Annotated in this window: 12 protein-coding genes; 2 read left to right on the forward strand and 10 right to left on the reverse strand. The window is 74.3% G+C overall.

Annotated elements, in window-relative coordinates; translation table 11 throughout:
* Positions 1-34 precede the first annotated feature (34 nt).
* From N555_RS26645 to efeU, 10 genes are all read right to left on the reverse strand, one after another.
* A complete protein-coding gene (locus tag N555_RS26645) occupies positions 35-1,267 on the reverse strand; it encodes a GGDEF domain-containing protein (RefSeq protein WP_051683795.1) in 1,233 nt (410 codons plus the stop codon).
* 84 nt (positions 1,268-1,351) lie between these two features.
* Complete coding sequence (locus tag N555_RS0106300; RefSeq protein WP_231502620.1) at positions 1,352-2,029, reverse strand: NYN domain-containing protein; 678 nt, start codon at positions 2,027-2,029, stop codon at positions 1,352-1,354.
* Positions 2,030-2,094: 65 nt separating this feature from the next.
* The gene (locus tag N555_RS0106305) at positions 2,095-4,185 is read right to left on the reverse strand and encodes a putative bifunctional diguanylate cyclase/phosphodiesterase (RefSeq protein WP_051683796.1); all 2,091 of its coding nucleotides are present in this window, start codon (positions 4,183-4,185) and stop codon (positions 2,095-2,097) included.
* 143 nt (positions 4,186-4,328) lie between these two features.
* Entirely contained in the window at positions 4,329-5,972 is a 1,644-nt protein-coding gene (locus N555_RS0106310; protein WP_029430649.1) for an acyl-CoA dehydrogenase family protein, read from the reverse strand.
* A 44-nt stretch (positions 5,973-6,016) separates the two neighbouring features.
* Positions 6,017-6,400 carry an SRPBCC family protein gene (locus N555_RS0106315; RefSeq protein ID WP_029430650.1) on the reverse strand — a complete coding sequence of 128 codons (384 nt, stop codon included), beginning with the start codon at positions 6,398-6,400 and terminating at the stop codon, positions 6,017-6,019.
* Positions 6,397-7,674, reverse strand: coding sequence for a competence/damage-inducible protein A (locus N555_RS0106320; protein WP_029430651.1), 1,278 nt, complete (start codon positions 7,672-7,674; stop codon positions 6,397-6,399). The genes N555_RS0106315 and N555_RS0106320 overlap by 4 nt, the downstream gene beginning before the upstream one ends.
* Positions 7,675-7,723: 49 nt before the next feature.
* Positions 7,724-9,328: a protein kinase domain-containing protein gene (locus tag N555_RS0106325; RefSeq protein WP_029430652.1), complete on the reverse strand. Its 1,605-nt coding sequence runs from the start codon at positions 9,326-9,328 to the stop codon at positions 7,724-7,726.
* Between the two features lie 202 nt (positions 9,329-9,530).
* Positions 9,531-10,841: an iron uptake transporter deferrochelatase/peroxidase subunit gene (efeB, locus tag N555_RS0106330; RefSeq protein WP_051683797.1), complete on the reverse strand. Its 1,311-nt coding sequence runs from the start codon at positions 10,839-10,841 to the stop codon at positions 9,531-9,533.
* A 33-nt stretch (positions 10,842-10,874) separates the two neighbouring features.
* On the reverse strand, positions 10,875-12,029 hold the full coding sequence (efeO, locus tag N555_RS0106335; protein ID WP_029430654.1) for an iron uptake system protein EfeO: 1,155 nt from the start codon (positions 12,027-12,029) through the stop codon (positions 10,875-10,877).
* Entirely contained in the window at positions 12,016-12,906 is an 891-nt protein-coding gene (efeU, locus tag N555_RS0106340; RefSeq protein ID WP_029430655.1) for an iron uptake transporter permease EfeU, read from the reverse strand. The genes efeO and efeU overlap by 14 nt, the downstream gene beginning before the upstream one ends.
* 220 nt (positions 12,907-13,126) lie before the next feature.
* Between efeU and N555_RS0106345 the strand changes: the two genes are divergently transcribed.
* Positions 13,127-14,080: a cyclase family protein gene (locus tag N555_RS0106345; RefSeq protein WP_029430656.1), complete on the forward strand. Its 954-nt coding sequence runs from the start codon at positions 13,127-13,129 to the stop codon at positions 14,078-14,080.
* Positions 14,081-14,088: 8 nt separating this feature from the next.
* A complete protein-coding gene (locus N555_RS0106350; protein WP_029430657.1) occupies positions 14,089-15,744 on the forward strand; it encodes a class I adenylate-forming enzyme family protein in 1,656 nt (551 codons plus the stop codon).
* Positions 15,745-15,765 lie beyond the last annotated feature (21 nt).

Below are 15,765 nucleotides of genomic sequence, written 5' to 3' on the forward strand. Positions count from 1 at the left end.
GTTCCGCCGACGGGCCGGGCCTCATCCCACGGGGTCAGCGGGCCGGGGCCGCCCGGTCCGCGGTGCGCGGCCGCGGCAGCGGGGCGCCGACGGCGTTGCGGGTCGCCTTGGCGGCGTAGAGGCGCTCGTCGGCCCGGGCCATCAGCTCGGCGGGTGCGAGGCCCTCGCCGGCGGCCACCCCGAGCGACAGCGTCAGCTCGCCGGGGGCGAACCCGGGCGGGACCAGCGACGCGACCGCGCCGCGCAGTGCCTCGGCCAGTTCGGTGGCCCGCTCGGCGTCCGAGCCGGGCATGAGGACGGCCAGCTCGTCACCGCCCAGCCGGGCCACGAGGTCCCCGGAACGGACCCGGCGGATCAGCAGGCGGGCGACCTCGCGCAGGGCGGCGTCCCCGCCGGCGTGCCCGTGCCGGTCGTTGACCTGCTTGAAGTGGTCGACGTCGATCACGACGACCGCGATCGGTGCGCCGCCGCTGCCGGCGACCTCGCAGGCGGCCGCGAGCTCGGCGTCCCAGCGGCGGCGGTTGGCCAGCCCGGTGAGGGGGTCTTCGAGGCTGAGCCGCTCGAGGCGGTCCAGCAGGAGGCGGGTGCGCTCCCGTTCGCGGAGCAGGTGCACGCGGGTGGAGAGCTCGCGGGAGCCGAGGGTGTGGCGGACGGCGTGGGTGACGGTGGCGACCACGGACGCCGTCGCGAGCCAGAAGACGATGGCGGCGATGTCGCCGTCGGGGATCCCCACCGGGGAGAGGGCGATGGCGGCGCCGAGGGCGGCCCACGTGGTGGCGGTCAGCGCCACGGTCCAGCGGACCTGGGCGGCCAGGACACCGCCGCAGCCGTAGATCGCCAGCGACAGCCCGGAGGCGTAGGACTCGGTCTCGTGGACCTGGGCGACCATCCAGCAGACGGAGAGCTGGACGACCGCCAGGATCACGAAGGTCAGCGCCTCGGGCCGCCGGCGCCCGAGGTCGGAGCGCCACAGCAGGTACAGGCAGATCAGCATCGGGATCTCGGCGAGCGCTCGCACGAGGAGGAACTGCCCGGCCAGGTGCGGCTCCAGGTAGCGGTCCAGCAGCGCCCAGACCGGCCACACGGTGACGGCCACCAGGCCGATGACGATGCCGGAGGCGCGGGCCCGGCGCAGCCACTGCGCCGCCACCTCGGCCTCGCTGCCCGGGTCGCTGCCAGGGCGGTCGAGGGCACGCCCGTCGTCACCGGCCGGCTGGTCGCCGGCGAGCAGCGCGCCGACGAGGCGGCGGACGACGGAGGTGGGCACGGTTGTCCATCGGCACGGGGAGGCACCGACCTTGAGGAGCGGGGACCCACCCCCCTCCGCGGGGTGAGACGGGGTTGCCGGGCGTCAGCCGCTGCGGCGGGCGGCGTACCCCGCGACGAACTCGCGCAGCCCCTTGGTGGGCCGCAGCCAGGCGCCGTCCGGCGGGAGCGCGTCGAGGCGGACGCGGTCCAGCGGAGCCGCGAAGGCCCCCGGCACGTCCTCGATGTCGATGAACTGGATCAGCTCCGAGCCGATCGCGTAGCCGGCCACCTCGCTGAAGGCGACGACGACCACCTCGGTGCCGGCCCGCACCAGCTCCTCGAGCGGCTCGGCGAAGTTGCGGCCGTCGCCGGAGAACACGACCAGCCGGCGCAGCCGGTGGCTGTGCGCCCGGACGGCGATGTGGTCGAGCATGTCCTGGTCGATGTCGTCGTCCGGCTGCGTCTTGGGCCGGGCGAAGACCGAGTAGCCGAAGCCGCGCAGCGCCTCCACCCAGCCGCGCAGGCTGCTGACGACCGGCGGGATGTTCGCGAAGACGCACGCCTCGACGTCCGGCGCGTCCGGGGCCTCCGGATCCCCCGCGGCGTCCACGAACCAGGCGGCGATCGCGTCGAACCGCGGGCGCGAGGCGGCGGTCGGGCGGGCGCCGATCACGGTCGACAGGGTCATGTCGATGTTCGGCGCGTCCCAGATCAGCAGGTCCAGCGCCGGACGCTGCCGGTTCTCCGCCGGGGCGGCCGCGGGCTCGAGCAGTTCCGTCACGGGAGCAGTCTGCCCCAGCGGCTGCGGTGGGCCACCGGGCGAGCGGGCGCGTCGACGCAAGACGCCTACCGCAGGGACCCCGCGAGGGCGAGGGCGCAGGAGTCGCCGCCCCCCGCGCGCACCCGCCCGGCCCAGGTCATGACCGCGTCGGCGGGCATCGGCCGGGCCAGCAGGTAGCCCTGCGCCAGGTCGCACCCGGCCTCGCGGACCATGTGCAGGTGCTCGGGCGTCTCCACGCCCTCGGCGACCGAGCGGATGCCCAGGGTCCGGGTGAGCGCGACGATCGCCGTCAGCACCGCGCCGGTGCCTCCCGTGGTCAGCCGCTGGGCGGCGATGAGCAGCGAGCGGTCGATCTTCAGCGTCCCGATGGGCAGGGCCATCAGCTGGGCGAGCGAGGACCAGCCGGTGCCGAAGTCGTCGATCGCCACCCGGACGCCGGAGTTGCGCAGGACCGAGAGCTGGTCCTCGGCGCGGGTCGGGTCCTCCGCCACGCTGGTCTCGGTCAGCTCCAGCACGAGCTGCTCGGGGGCCAGGCCGGAGTCGTGCAGCGCCACCCGGACGTCGCGCACCAGCGTCTCGGCGGAGAAGTGCCGGGCGCTGATGTTCACCGACATCCGCAGGTCCAGCCCCTGCGCGGCCCACTCGGCGCACTGCCGGGTGGTCTCCCCCAGCAGCCACCGGGTGATCGGGATCAGCTGGCCGGTCTCCTCGGCGACGGCGAGGAAGGCATCGGGACTGAGCAGGCCGTGCTCGGGGTGCTGCCAGCGCAGCAGCGCCTCGACGCCGTCGATGGCGCCGGTGTCGACCCGCACGACCGGCTGGTAGTGGACGACCAGCTGCTCCAGCGCACCGTCACGGAGGGCGTTGGCCACCTCCAGCCGCCAGCGGGCGGCGTCGCGCAGCCCCGGCGAGAACAGGTGGATGTGGTCGCGGCCGGAGCCCTTGGCGGCGTAGGCAGCCGCGTCGGCGTCGCTCAGCAGCTGGTGCGCCTTGCGCTGGCCGGGCTGGCCGACGGCGACGCCGATGCTCGCCGACAGCGGGACGGAGATGCCCTCGCCGACGAAGGGCGCGGCGAACGACTGCTGCAGCCGGAAGGCCAGCGCCGCGGCCTCGGACAGGTCGCACCCGCGGGCCAGCACGAGGAACTGGTCGCCGCCCAGCCGGCCGACGGCGTCGTCCGGGCGCACCTGCGCGGCCAGCCGGCTGCCGACCTCCCGCAGCAGCTCGTCGCCGACGTCGTGACCGAGGGAGTCGTTGATCGTCTTGAAGCCGTCGAGGTCGAGGAACAGCAGCGACGTGTGGGTGGGGTCCTCGGCCAGCGCCTCCCCGATCAGGTGCAGCAGCCGCCCGCGGTTGGGCAGGCCGGTGAGGTCGTCGTGCGTGGCCTGCCAGACCAGCGCCTCCTGCTGGCGCACCCGCTCGCTGATGTCGGTGTTGGCCATCACGACCTGCCCGGTGGGCTCCACGCGGGCCGCCTGCAGGCGGAACCAGACGGTGTGGTCGCCGACGGGGTGGGAGAAGTCGTGGGTGAACACCGGGCCGGGGCCGGCCAGCAGCCGGCCCACCCCCTCGACGATGCGGTCGCGATCGGCGGCGGCGAGCCCGTGCTCCATCAGCTCCAGATAGGAGTCGCCGATCTGCCCGGCGTAGCCACCCCTGGCCCGGATCCGCTGCGCGTTCTCGTCCCAGACCCGGTTGAGGGTGAGGATGTGCCCGTCGGGGTCCAGCAGCGCCGTCGGCGAGGGCAGCGCGTCGAGCACCGCGGAGAGCCGGCGCACCTCCGCCGCCTGCTCGTCCCGGATCCGGCGCTCCTCCTCGACGTCCCGCAGGAACACCGCCAGGCCCAGGGCGTCGGCGAACGCGCGCACCTCGAACCAGCGGTCCACCGGCTCGTACCGGTACTCGAAGCTGCGGGGCTGCCCGTCGGCCAGCACCGCGGCCAGCTCGCGCTCCAGCTCGGAGTCCCGCAGCGCCGGGAACGCCTCGAACAGGTCGTGGCCCAGCAGCTCCTCCGCGGGCCGCCGGACGAGTTCCTCGACCGCGGCGTTCAGATAGGTGATCTGCCAGTCGCGGTCGAGGTGGTAGACGGCGTCGGAGACCGTCGCCAAGAGGTCGCGCTGGCCGGCCGGCACCGCACCGCGGTCGTCTCGCTGCACCAATTCCGCTTCCTTCTCCCCCTGCGGAGCGCCGCCCCCGTGCCCGGGGGCGGGAACACCCGAGCGGCGCCGCCCCACGACGGCACGGAGACCGACGCACCGCCGAGAGTAGTGGCACGCCGCCGCTGACGGGCAGGGCTGAGTCAGGCGGGGGCGACGACCGCCCGCTCGGCGATGCGGGCCGCCGGGGTGCCGGCCGGGAGAGTTCCCAGGACAGCGCCCCAGTCCCCGCCCAGCCGGGTGGCGCAGAACGCGTCGGCGACCTCTGCCGGGGCGTGCCGCAGCAGCAGCGAGCCCTGCAGGCACAGCGCCAGCTGCCCAGCCACCCGCCGGGCCCGCTGCTCGAGGCCGTCGGGGTCACCGAGCTCGGCGTGCAACCGCTTCACCGCGTCGTCGTAGCGGGCGTCGGCCCCGCGGGCGAGCTCCAGCTCCGCGCCGACGGCGGCCAGCGACTCCGCCGACCGGCCCAGCGCCCGGAGGACGTCGAGCGCGATCACGTTGCCCGAGCCCTCCCAGATGCTGTTCAGCGGCGCCTGGCGGTAGAGCCGCGGCATGCCCGACTCCTCGACGTAGCCGTTGCCGCCGAGCACCTCGAGCGCCTCGGCCACCACGCCCGGCGTCCGCTTGCACACCCAGAACTTGGCCGCCGCCCCCGCCAGGCGCAGGAACGCCGACTCCCCCGCGTCGACCGCGGCCGCCAGCCGGATCGCCAGCGCGGTCGCCGCCTCGCTCTCCACCGCCAGGTCGGCCAGCACGTTCTGCATCAGCGGCTGGTCGGCCAGCAGGGCGCCGAAGGCCCGCCGGTGCCGGGCGTGGTGCAGCGCCTGGGTCAGCGCCGCCCGCACCGTGGCCGCCGAGCCGATCACGCAGTCGAGCCGGGTCGAGTTGACCATCTCGATGATCGTCGGGACCCCGCGCCCCGGCTCCCCCACCAGCCAGGCCGTCGTCCCGTCGAACTCGACCTCGCTGGAGGCGTTGGCGCGGTCGCCGAGCTTGTCCTTGAGCCGCTGCAGCCGGAACACGTTGCGGCTGCCGTCGGGCAGCACGCGCGGCACCAGGAAGCAGGAGACGCCCTCGGGCAGCTGGGCGAGCACGAGGAACAGGTCGCTCATCGGCGCCGAGGTGAACCACTTGTGGCCGGTCAGGGCGTGGCTGCCGTCGGCGTTCGCTACCGCGCGCGTGGTGTTGGACCGGACGTCGGAGCCGCCCTGCTTCTCCGTCATCCCCATGCCGGCGACCAGCCCGGGCTTGGCGGCCGGCGGGGTGAGGCCGAAGCGGTACCCCCGCCCGGTGAGCCCGGGCTCGTACACCGCGGCCAGCTCGGGGGCGGCGCGCAGCGCGGGGACGGCGGCGTAGGTCATCGTGACCGGGCAGCCGTGGCCCATCTCGACCTGGGTCCACCCCAGGTAGCCGACGGCGCGGCGCACGTGCGCGTGGCGCGCGGCCGGGGTGGCGGGGTGGGTGGACGACACAGCCCACGGCGCGCCGGCCAGGCCGTGCTCGAACGCCGTCCGCATCAGCTCGTGCCAGGCCGGGTGGAACTCGACCTCGTCGATCCGGTTGCCGTAGCGGTCGTGGGTGCGCAGCACCGGCCGGTTCTCGTCGGCCAGCCGCCCCCACTCGCGGGCCTGCTCGCTGCCGGCCAGCGCACCGAGCTCGGCCAGGGAGGCCAGGGTCGCCTCGTCGGCGTGCCGGACACAGGCCTCGGCCAGCGCGACGTCACCGGCGATCGGGTCGTGGCCGGCCAGCGGCGGCACCTGGTTGGTGACCTCGTGCGTCGTGCTCATGGCAGGAACGGTAGGACGGCGGGGGTTCCACGTGGAACCCGCGGTCAGCGGACGAGGCGGTGCAGCGCCCACTGCGCCAGCGGCGCGTAGGCGAGGACCAGCGGCGCCGGCCCGGTCGTGCGCAGGCCGGTGGTGGTGCCGCCGTCCGGCCCGTCGGTCACCCAGTGGTGCAGGTGCATCCGGAGCGGCCCCACGGCGACCGTCCAGGACCAGGAGCGGTCGGCCCGGTCTACGGCCTCGATCGTGAAGGGCAGCGGCACGCCGAACCCGTGCACCCGGCCGCGGGCGCCGGGGATGAGCAGCCGCTGGGGACAGTCGACGGCGGTGATCTGCGGCGCCCACTCCGGCCAGCGGTCCAGGTAGCGGTAGCGGTCCCAGGCCTGCGCCGGTGGGAGCGGGCCGGTCGCGTGCAGCGTCGTCGTCGTCACGCCGGCGGACCGCCCAGCAGCAGCTCGCGCAGCATCTGCATCGCCAGGACGACGGAGCGCTCCCGCACCGCCGACCGCGAGCCGGGCAGCCGCACCGAGCGGGCCACCACGCCGTCGGGACCGGCCGCGCACAGGTGCACGGTGCCGACCGGCTTCTCCGCCGACCCGCCGCCCGGGCCGGCGACCCCGGTGATGCCCACGCCGACGTCGGCGCCGAACCGGGCCCGGGCGCCGTCGGCGAGCGCGCGGGCCACCTGCGGGCTCACCGCACCGTGCTCGGCCAGCATCTGCGCCGGGACGTCGACCATCGCCTCCTTCGCCGAGTTCGCGTAGGAGCACACCCCGCCGAGCACCCAGGCCGAGGAGCCCGGACGCTCGGTCAGCCGGGCGACCAGCAGCCCGCCGGTGCACGACTCCGCGGTGGCGATCGTGAGCCCCTGCGCCTCGAGCGCGCCCGCCACGAGGTCGTCGACGGTCGGGCCGGTGGAGTACAGGGTGTCGCCGTAGTCCGCCGCCAGCAGTCCGCTCAGCCGGTCGTAGGCGGGCTGGGCCTCGGGGCCGAAGCGCGTCACGATCTCGAGCTCGCCGTCGCGCAGGCACGTGGTGATCTCCAGGCCGCCGAGCTCCGCGTCGTGGTCGCGCAGGGTGGCGGCGAGCTGCGCCTCGAGGGTGCCCCACAGCCGGACCGTCTCCTGCCGCAGCTCCGCGCCGCTCGCCAGCACCCCGGCCACCGGCCCGGCGGCCAGCACCGCCGGCCACATCCCCTGCAGCTCCGGTGGCGGCCCGGGGAGGACGACGACCGGTGGGCCGCTGCGCCCCTCCGCCGGCGGCACGACGAGGCCGGGCGCGGTGCCGACCGGCTCCAGCACCGTGGCGCCCGCGGGCACCCGCGCCTGCTTGGCGACCCCCGCGGCCTGCGCCTCCGGGTCCACCCGCCAGCCGCGCCGGGCGGTCAGCCGCGCCACGATCGCCGCGATCCGCGCCTCGAGCTCCGGGTCCACCGCCGAGGGCCGGCCGTGCCAGTCCCCGACCACCTGGGCGGTGAGGTCGTCGGCCGTGGGACCCAGCCCGCCGGAGGTGATCAGCAGGTCGACGCCCGCTCCGGCCAGGAAGTCCAGCGCGGCCCGCAGGTCCTCGGGCCGGTCCCCCACCACCACGACCGACGCGACGTCGAGGCCGTGCTGGCGGAGCTGCTCGGCCAGCCAGGGGCCGTTGCGGTCGGTCACCCGCCCGGTGAGCACCTCGGTCCCGGTGACGACGACGCCCGCGCGCATACCCACGGGCCGACCCTAGGTGCGCGGGCCGGAACCCGCCGTCGCGGGCTCAGTCCGGCGGGGGCGTCGTGGTGCCGGTGGACGTGCTGGTGCTCGTCGTCGTGGTCGGCCCGGTGTCCGTCGTCGTCGGGCTGCTGGTACCGGTCGGGGTGGTCCCGGTCGGGGCCGTCGAGCCGGTCGGGGTCGTCCCGGTCGGCGCCGCCGTCCCGGACGGGGTCGTCCCGGTCGGAGCGCTGGGCGGAGCGGGATCGGTCGAGGGGGCGGGCGGGACGGCGACCGTGGCCGGGGTGTCCCCGTCGACGACCGCGACCCCGCCACCGCCGGGTCCGCTGCTCCCGGTGGTCCGGCGCGCGGCCGGTGCCACGGCGTACCAGACCGTCACGTCGTCGCCCGGCTCGAGCGTGGTGCCGGTCGGGCTGATCCGCGTCACCGTGCCCGGCGCGACGAGGCTGGTGACGTCGGTGCGGCGGAACACGCTCAGCCCGAGGGCGGACAGCTCGCCGGCGACGTCCTCGATCGACCGGTCCACGTAGTCCCCCGCGACCAGCACGAGGGTGTCGGCCTCCTGCGTCTGCGCGGCCGCGACGGGCGTCGACGGTGCCGGACCCGACAGCGCGAGGAACACCCCTGCGGCCGCGGCGGCACCCAGCAGCAGGGCGACCAGCGGCACCAGCAGCGCGGTGGCGCGGCGGCGGGCCGGCGGCGGCGGTGTGCGCCGCGCGCCGACGAGCGCGGTGTCGGGACCGTCGCCGGCCGAGGACGGCGGCGGGGACGCCGGCACCGCGACCAGGCCGGTCTCCCGCGGCTCCCAGGCCGGCACCCGCCCGGCCCGCACGGCGGCGACCGCCTCGGCGAACGCGTCGCCGTCGGGCATGCGCGCGGCCGGGTCCTTGGCCAGGGCCCGCGAGATGATCGTGCGCACCCCGGTCGGCAGCTCACCGGACAGCGGCTCCGGGTCCTCGCGGAGCTGCTTCAGCGCGATGGTGACGGCGTTGTCGCCGTCGAACGCCGGATGGCCGGCCAGGCACTCGTAGCCGACCAGGCCCAGCGCGTAGACGTCGCTGGCCGGGGTGGCCAGCCGGCCCTCCGCCTGTTCCGGCGACAAGTACTGCGGGGTGCCGATGACCTGGCCGGTGCGGGTCAGCGGGACGCTCCCGGCCGACCAGGCGATGCCGAAGTCGGTGATCTTCACGCTGCCGTCGGGGCAGACCAGGATGTTGCCGGGCTTCACGTCTCGGTGCACCAGGCCGACCCGGTGGGCCTCGCCCAGCGCGGCGGCGGTCTGCTGCAGCACCGACAGCGCGGTGGCGGTGTCGAGCCGGCCCTCCCGGTGGAGGACCGCCGACAACGGCTCGCCCTCGACGAGCTCCATCACCAGGTAGGCCAGCGTCTCCCCGTACTGCGACTCGGTCTCGCCGTAGTCGAAGACGCCGGCGATGTTGCGGTGCGACAGGGCGGCGGCGTGCTGGGCCTCGGCACGGAACCGGGCGAGGAAGGTCGGGTCGCCGGTGTACTCGCTGCGCAGGACCTTGACCGCGACCGGCCGGCCGAGCAGCACGTCGGTGCCACGCCAGACCTGACCCATGCCTCCGGAGGCGATCAGCTGGACGAGCTCGTACCGCTCACCCAGGTCCTGCCGCCCCGGCTCCACCACCGCGGTTCCCCCCTCGCCACCGAGCCCCGTGCACACGGAGGGCGCCGGTCTCCCGAGGTCCACCGACGCCACTCCCGCCCCATCCTCCCAGGCAACGGAGGATCGCGGTACGTGATCCCAGGCGTCACTCTGGTAACGGCGCGGGAACGGCTCTGTACGCCGCGCGGGCGGTGTGGGACGGGCGGCGGGTGCCCGCGTCTCCTCAGCCCTCGAAGAGCGTGCGGCCCCACCAGTCGCTGTCGTCGCGCACGCCCGGAGGGCAGGCGAAGACCGCCGAGGAGGTGTGCCGGATGTACTCGTTCATCGCGTCGGTGCGCAGGTTGCGCTGCACCTGCACGAACCCCGTCTCCGGGTTGGCCTGGAAGGCGATGAAGAACAGCCCGGCGTCCAGCCGGCCCAGGCCGTCGCTGCCGTCGACGAAGCTGTAGCCGCGGCGCAGGATCGCCGTCCCCGAGTTCGTCGGGTGGGCGAGGAAGACGTGACTGGTCTCCGGGATCGCGAACTCGCCGTCGACCTGGGCGGTGAAGTCGACCGGGTCGAACTCCTCCCGCTGCCCGAGCGGCGCCCCCCGGCCCTTGGTCCGCCCGATCGTGGCCTCCTGCTCGTTGAGCGGAGAGGAGTCCCAGGGCTCGATGAGCATCCGGATCTTCCGGGTGACCAGGTAGGACCCGCCGCGCAGCCAGTCGGCGTCGTCGTCCCCGACCCAGACGAAGCGGTCCAGCGTGCTCGCGTTCTCGGCCTTGAGGTTGTCGGTGCCGTCCTTGAACCCGAAGAGGTTCCGCGGCGTGGCCTGCCCGGTGCTCGTGGACGACGTCCGCCCGAACCCCAGCTGCGACCAGCGCACGCTCACCACCCCGGCGCCGAGGCGGACCAGGTTGCGGATGGCGTGCACGGCCACCTGCGGGTCGTTGGCGCAGGCCTGGATGCACAGGTCGCCACCGCTGATCGCCGGGTCGATCTGGTCGCCGGGGAACGAGGGCAGCTCGACGAGCGGCTCGGGCCGCTGCGCCGCGAGCCCGAAGCGGTCGACCCCGTCGGGCGTCGTGAACAGCGTCGGCCCGAAGCCGACGGTGATCGTCAGGCCGGCCGGCGGCAGACCGATGGCCTCGCCGGTGTCGTCGGGGACGTCGTAGTCCCCGCCCCCGACCGCGCCGACCGGTCCCGCGTCCTGCCCCGCGGTCATGCGCCGCGCGGCCGCGGTCCAGTCCTTCAGCAGCTGGACCAGCTCGTCGCGGTCGTCGGTCCGGACGTCGAGCGCGACGAAGTGCAGCCGGTCCTGCGCCGGGGTGACGATCCCGGCCTGGTGCTCCCCGGAGAACGCGACCGCCTCGGTGGCCGCGGTCGCGACGTCGGTGGGTGCCGCGTCGGCGGTGGCGCGGCCCACCGCCGTCCCCGCGACGCCGCCGGCGAGCACACCGGCGGCGCCGATCCCGAAGGCGCCGAGCAGCCGCCGGCGGGACAGGCCCGCGGGGGGCGTCTCCGGCGGGGCGTCGGGGATCGGGGTGTCGGTCATCGCCGTCCTGGGTCCAGGGGAGGGGTCAGGGGGTCACTGCTGGTCGGCCACCACGGAGGCGACCCGGCCCACGGACTCCGAGAGGGCGGTGATGCTGTCGCTCAGGCCCTGCAGCTGGTCCTCGGTGAGCTCGGTCTGGAGCATCCAACCGTCGCCCGACCGGTACTGTTCCAGCTCGGCCTCGGCCGCCGCGAACCGCTCGTCGATCTCGCCGACGAGGTCCGGGTCGGCCTCCTCGAGGAAGGGCCGCAGCGCCTGGACGGCGGCCTGGCTGCCCTCCAGGTTGGCCGCGAAGTCCCAGAGGTCGGTGTGGGAGTACCGCTCCTCCTCGCCGGTGATCTTGCCGGAGGCGATCTCGTCGAGCAGGGCCTTGGCGCCGCTGGCCAGCTGGAGGGGGTCGAGGGTCACCTCGTTCGCCTTGTCGACGATCTCCTGCACGTTGACCAGCAGCTGGTCGGCGTAGGGGCCCATGTCCGAGACGTCGCCGGCCACCCAGAGCGCCTGCTCGATGCGGTGGTACCCGGTGAAGTCCTGGCCCTCCTCCTGGTCGCCCTCGCGCCCGTCGATGATCGGGTCGAGGTCGCCGAAGCTCTCCGCCACGGGCTCGATGCGCTCCCAGTAGGTCCGCGCCACCGGGTAGAGCGCCATGGCCCCCTCGATGTCGCCGGCGTTCACGGCCTCGACGAAGGCCGTCGTCTGCTCCAGCAGCGCGGCGGTCTGGCTCTGCACGTAGCGCTGGTAGTCCTCGCCGGCCTGGGCGAGCGCCTCGTTGTCGCTGAGCTGCTCGGCCTCGCCGGTCACCGTGAGGGCGTTGCGGATGCCGTCGCCGACCATCCCCGGCTTGCAGACGGTCTCGTAGTCGCCGGCGGGGAGCTCGACCAGCAGCGGGCGGGCCACGCCGGGGGCGATGTTCTCCACCTCGGCCATGACCCGGTCGCCGTCGGCGTAGACGTAGAACTCGGTCACCTGCGACCCGCTGTTGGTGATCTGGAACTCGTGCGTGCCGGCCGGCAGCTCGCTGGCGTCGACGTCGCAGGCGTCGTCGGACGCGGCGACGGCGATGGTGTCCTGCGCGTCCCCGGAGCTCCCGGACCCGCCGTCGTCGGAGGAGCAGGCGGCGGCGGTCAGCGCGGCGAGCAGCCCGACCGCGACGAGGGGGAGGCGGCTGCGACGGTCACGAACGGACATGCTCGGTGGTCTCCGACTGGGTGGTGGGGATGGGAGCCGGCGCGGCGCCGGGAGTGCGGAGGGCCGGGCGGGACGGCCAGAGGAACAGCACCAGGACGGGCACGAGGTACAGCAGCCACGCCACGGTCTCCAGCACCGACGGCTGCGGGGTGAGGTTGATCAGCCCGCGCAGGAACTCGGCGTACCAGGTGCCCGGCGTCAGCCAGGAGGACGCGTCGAAGGCCTGCGTGGTCAGGCCGGGCAGGACGCCGGCCTCCTGGAAGTCGTGGACGGCGTACTTGAAGATCCCGGCGGCGACGAGGATGAGCAGCAGGCCGCTGATGGTGAAGAACCGGCCGATGTCGATCCGCACGGCGCCGAGGTAGAGCGCGACCCCCAGCACGATGGCGACCAGCAGGCCGACGCCGAGCCCGAACAGCGGCTGCGAGCTGACCGCGCCCTGGGCGGAGGCGAAGAAGAGCAGGGTCGTCTCCAGGCCCTCGCGGACGACGGCGAGGAACGCGATGCCGACGACGGTGACGACGCCCAGCCCGGCCGTCCGGCCCATGGCGCCGTCCATCTGACCGCGCAGTTCACCGGAGATCCGGCGCCCCGCGGTGCGCATCCAGAAGATCATCCACGTCACGAGGGCGACGGCGATCGTCGAGGTGATGGCGTCGAAGAGCTCCTGCCCGGGCCCGCCGAGCACGGTGGTCGACACGTAGGAGAGGACCGCGCCGAAGCCGATGGACAGCGCGGCGGCGGCCCCGACGCCGGACCAGACGGCGGGCAGGTGCTGGCGCCGGTCGGTCTTGACGAGATAGGCGACGAGCACCGAGACGACGAGGACCATCTCGATGCCCTCACGCAGTCCGATGAGGAAACTCGCGAGGAACACGGGCCACCGCCCTTCCGCGATCGACGGGACCCCGCCATCCGGCTCAGGGCAGGCACACCTTACTCACGATTCCTGGGGCGTCAGCCACTGTCGCAGAACTGACTCGGGTGACGGGCGGACGTTGCTCGACGTTGCACCGGAGGCCGGTGGTCTTGCCCGGCGCCCGCGGCACTGTGACCGTGGACACGTCCCGCCACCCCTCGACGACGAGGAGACCGACGTGCCCGATGCGCCCGACATGACCGAGGTCCTGGCCGATGCCCCGACCAACTGGGGGAAGTGGGGCGAGGACGACGAGGTCGGCTCGCTCAACTACCTGACCGCCGACGAGGTGATGCGGGGCATCCGGCACGTGCGGCAGGGGAAGGTCTTCACCCTGCAGCGGCTGATCGGCGACCCGAAGGGCGACCCGGTGTGGCCGGGCCGCACCCCCGCCGAGCGCACCCAGGTGCTCGACGAGTCCAGCTGGGACGTCGAGGGCGCTCCCGCGTTCCCCGGCGGGCTGCACTACGCCGACGACAAGATCAACGCCTACCTCCAGGGCTCCACGCAGTACGACGCGCTCGGCCACGTCTGGTACGACGGCAAGATCTGGAACGGCTTCGACGCCCGGACGACCGTCGGCGGCATGGACCGGGCCAGCGTCGAGCCCATCGCCCAGCGGGGCGTCGTCGGCCGCGGCGTGCTGCTCGACATGGCCCGCTTCCGCGGGAAGCCGACCCTCGACAAGGGCGAGACGTTCACCCACGAGGACCTGCTGGCGTGTGCCGAGGCGCAGGGCGTCGCCATCGAGAAGCGCGACATCCTCGTCGTCCGGACGAACTTCCTGCAGCTCTTCCACGACCAGGGCGACGCCTTCTACGAGGGCTTCAACGAGCCCGGCCTGGTGTACAGCCCGGAACTGGTCCGCTGGTTCCAGGACATGGAGATCCCGAACCTGGCGACGGACACGATCGCCAACGAGGTGACCTACGACCCCAACAACGGCACCGCGCTGCCGCTGCACTGCGCCCTGATGCGCAACCTGGGCGTCGCGCTCACCGAGATCTGCGACCTCGAGGCGCTGGCCGCCGACTGCGCCGAGGACCGCCAGTACACGTTCCTCTGGGCCGCCGCGCCGCTGAAGGTGCACCTGGCCGCCGGCTCGCCGGCCAACCCGCTGGCGATCAAGTAGGCACCGAGGTGAGCGTCTACGACGAGCGGCCGTGGCTCGCCCGCTACGGGGACCAGCCGGCCGACTACGAGATCGAGTTCGACGACGCGCTCGACATGTTCCGGGCCGGCGTCGCCGCCGACCCGGACGGCGTCGCCCTGCAGTACTTCGACGGCAGCGTCTCGCGCCGGGAGCTCGACGAGCTGAGCGACGCCCTGGCCGTCGGGCTCCTGGCCTCCGGGTTCTCCGCCGGCGACCGGCTCGCCGTCTACCTGCAGAACGTGCCCCAGTTCGTGATCGCGATGGTCGCGACCTGGAAGGCCGGCGGCGTGATGGTGTCGATCAACCCGATGAGCCGGAAGCGGGAGCTGTCGTACCTGCTGGCGGACTCCGGCGCCACGGTGCTGCTCTCGCTGGAGGGGCTGTACGGCGAGGTCGCCCGCGAGGTGGTGCCCGACACCGACGTCCGCCTCGTCCTGACCACCAGCGAGCTCGACTTCCAGACCCGCGACGACGAGCGGCTGTTCGCCGGCACCCGGCGGCAGCGGCACGAGGGCACCGAGGACCTGCTGGAGTTCGCCGGGCGGTACCGCGGGCAGACGCCGCCACCGGTCGACCTCGGCGCGGACGACGTCGCGTTCCTGACCTACACCTCCGGCACGACCGGGGTGCCCAAGGGCGCGATGAACACCCACCGCAACGTGGTCTTCACCGCGCAGGTCTACCGGGACTGGGTGCACGCCGGGCGGGACGGCGCGATCTTCGGCGTCGCGCCGCTGTTCCACATCACCGGACTGATCGGTCACGTGGCGGTGAGCATGCTGGTGCCGGCGCCGCTGGTGCTGGCCTACCGGTTCGAGCCGCAGGTGGTGCTCGACGCCCTCGTCGAGCACCGGCCGACCTTCACGATCGGGGCGATCACCGCGCTGAACGCCCTGCTCAACGCCCCCGGATTCACCCGCGACCACTTCTCCTCGTTCACCTCCGTCTACTCCGGGGGCGCGGCGATCAGCCCGACCGCGGAGAAGGCGTTCAAGGAGGCGACCGGCATCCAGGTGCACAACGCCTACGGGCTCACCGAGACGACGTCCCCGATGACCGTGACGCCGTTCGGGTCGCCGTCGCCGGTGGACCCGACCTCGGGCGCGCTGTCGGTGGGCACGCCGGCACCGAACACGATCGTCCGCATCCAGGACGACGACGGGCGTGACCTGCCCCTGGGCGAGGTGGGCGAGATCGTCGCCGAGGGCCCGCAGGTCGTGGCCGGCTACTGGGGGAAGCCGGAGGAGACCGCCGCCGGCCTCCCCGGGGGCGCGCTGCACAGCGGCGACGTCGGCTTCATGGACCCCGACGGCTGGGTGTTCATCGTCGACCGCAAGAAGGACATGATCAACGCCTCGGGCTACAAGGTCTGGCCGCGCGAGGTCGAGGACGTGCTGGCCGAGCACCCGGCGGTGCGCGAGTCCGCCGTCGTCGGCGTCCCCGACGAGAAGCGCGGGGAGACGGTGAAGGCGTTCGTCAGCCTGCGGGCCGGGGCGCAGGTGACGCCGGAGGAGCTCATCGCGCACTGCAAGGAGCGGATGGCCGCCTACAAGTACCCGCGCCAGGTGGTGGTCATCGACGAGCTGCCGAAGACGGTGACGGGCAAGATCCTCCGCCGCGAGCTCCGGGATCAGGGGAGCTGATCCCGGCGCGTCCTCCCTCCC

Source organism: Blastococcus sp. URHD0036, assembly GCF_000701365.1.
Taxonomy (GTDB): Bacteria; Actinomycetota; Actinomycetes; order Mycobacteriales; family Geodermatophilaceae; genus Trujillonella.

Excerpts from the sequence above, each read along its gene's own strand:
- efeO (WP_029430654.1), bottom strand. The coding sequence starts at position 12,029 with ATGTCCGTTCGTGACCGTCGCAGCCGCCTCCCCCTCGTCGCGGTCGGG.
- N555_RS0106320 (WP_029430651.1), bottom strand. The coding sequence starts at position 7,674 with ATGCGCGCGGGCGTCGTCGTCACCGGGACCGAGGTGCTCACCGGGCGG.
- N555_RS0106310 (WP_029430649.1), bottom strand. The coding sequence starts at position 5,972 with ATGAGCACGACGCACGAGGTCACCAACCAGGTGCCGCCGCTGGCCGGC.
- efeB (WP_051683797.1), bottom strand. The coding sequence starts at position 10,841 with ATGACCGACACCCCGATCCCCGACGCCCCGCCGGAGACGCCCCCCGCG.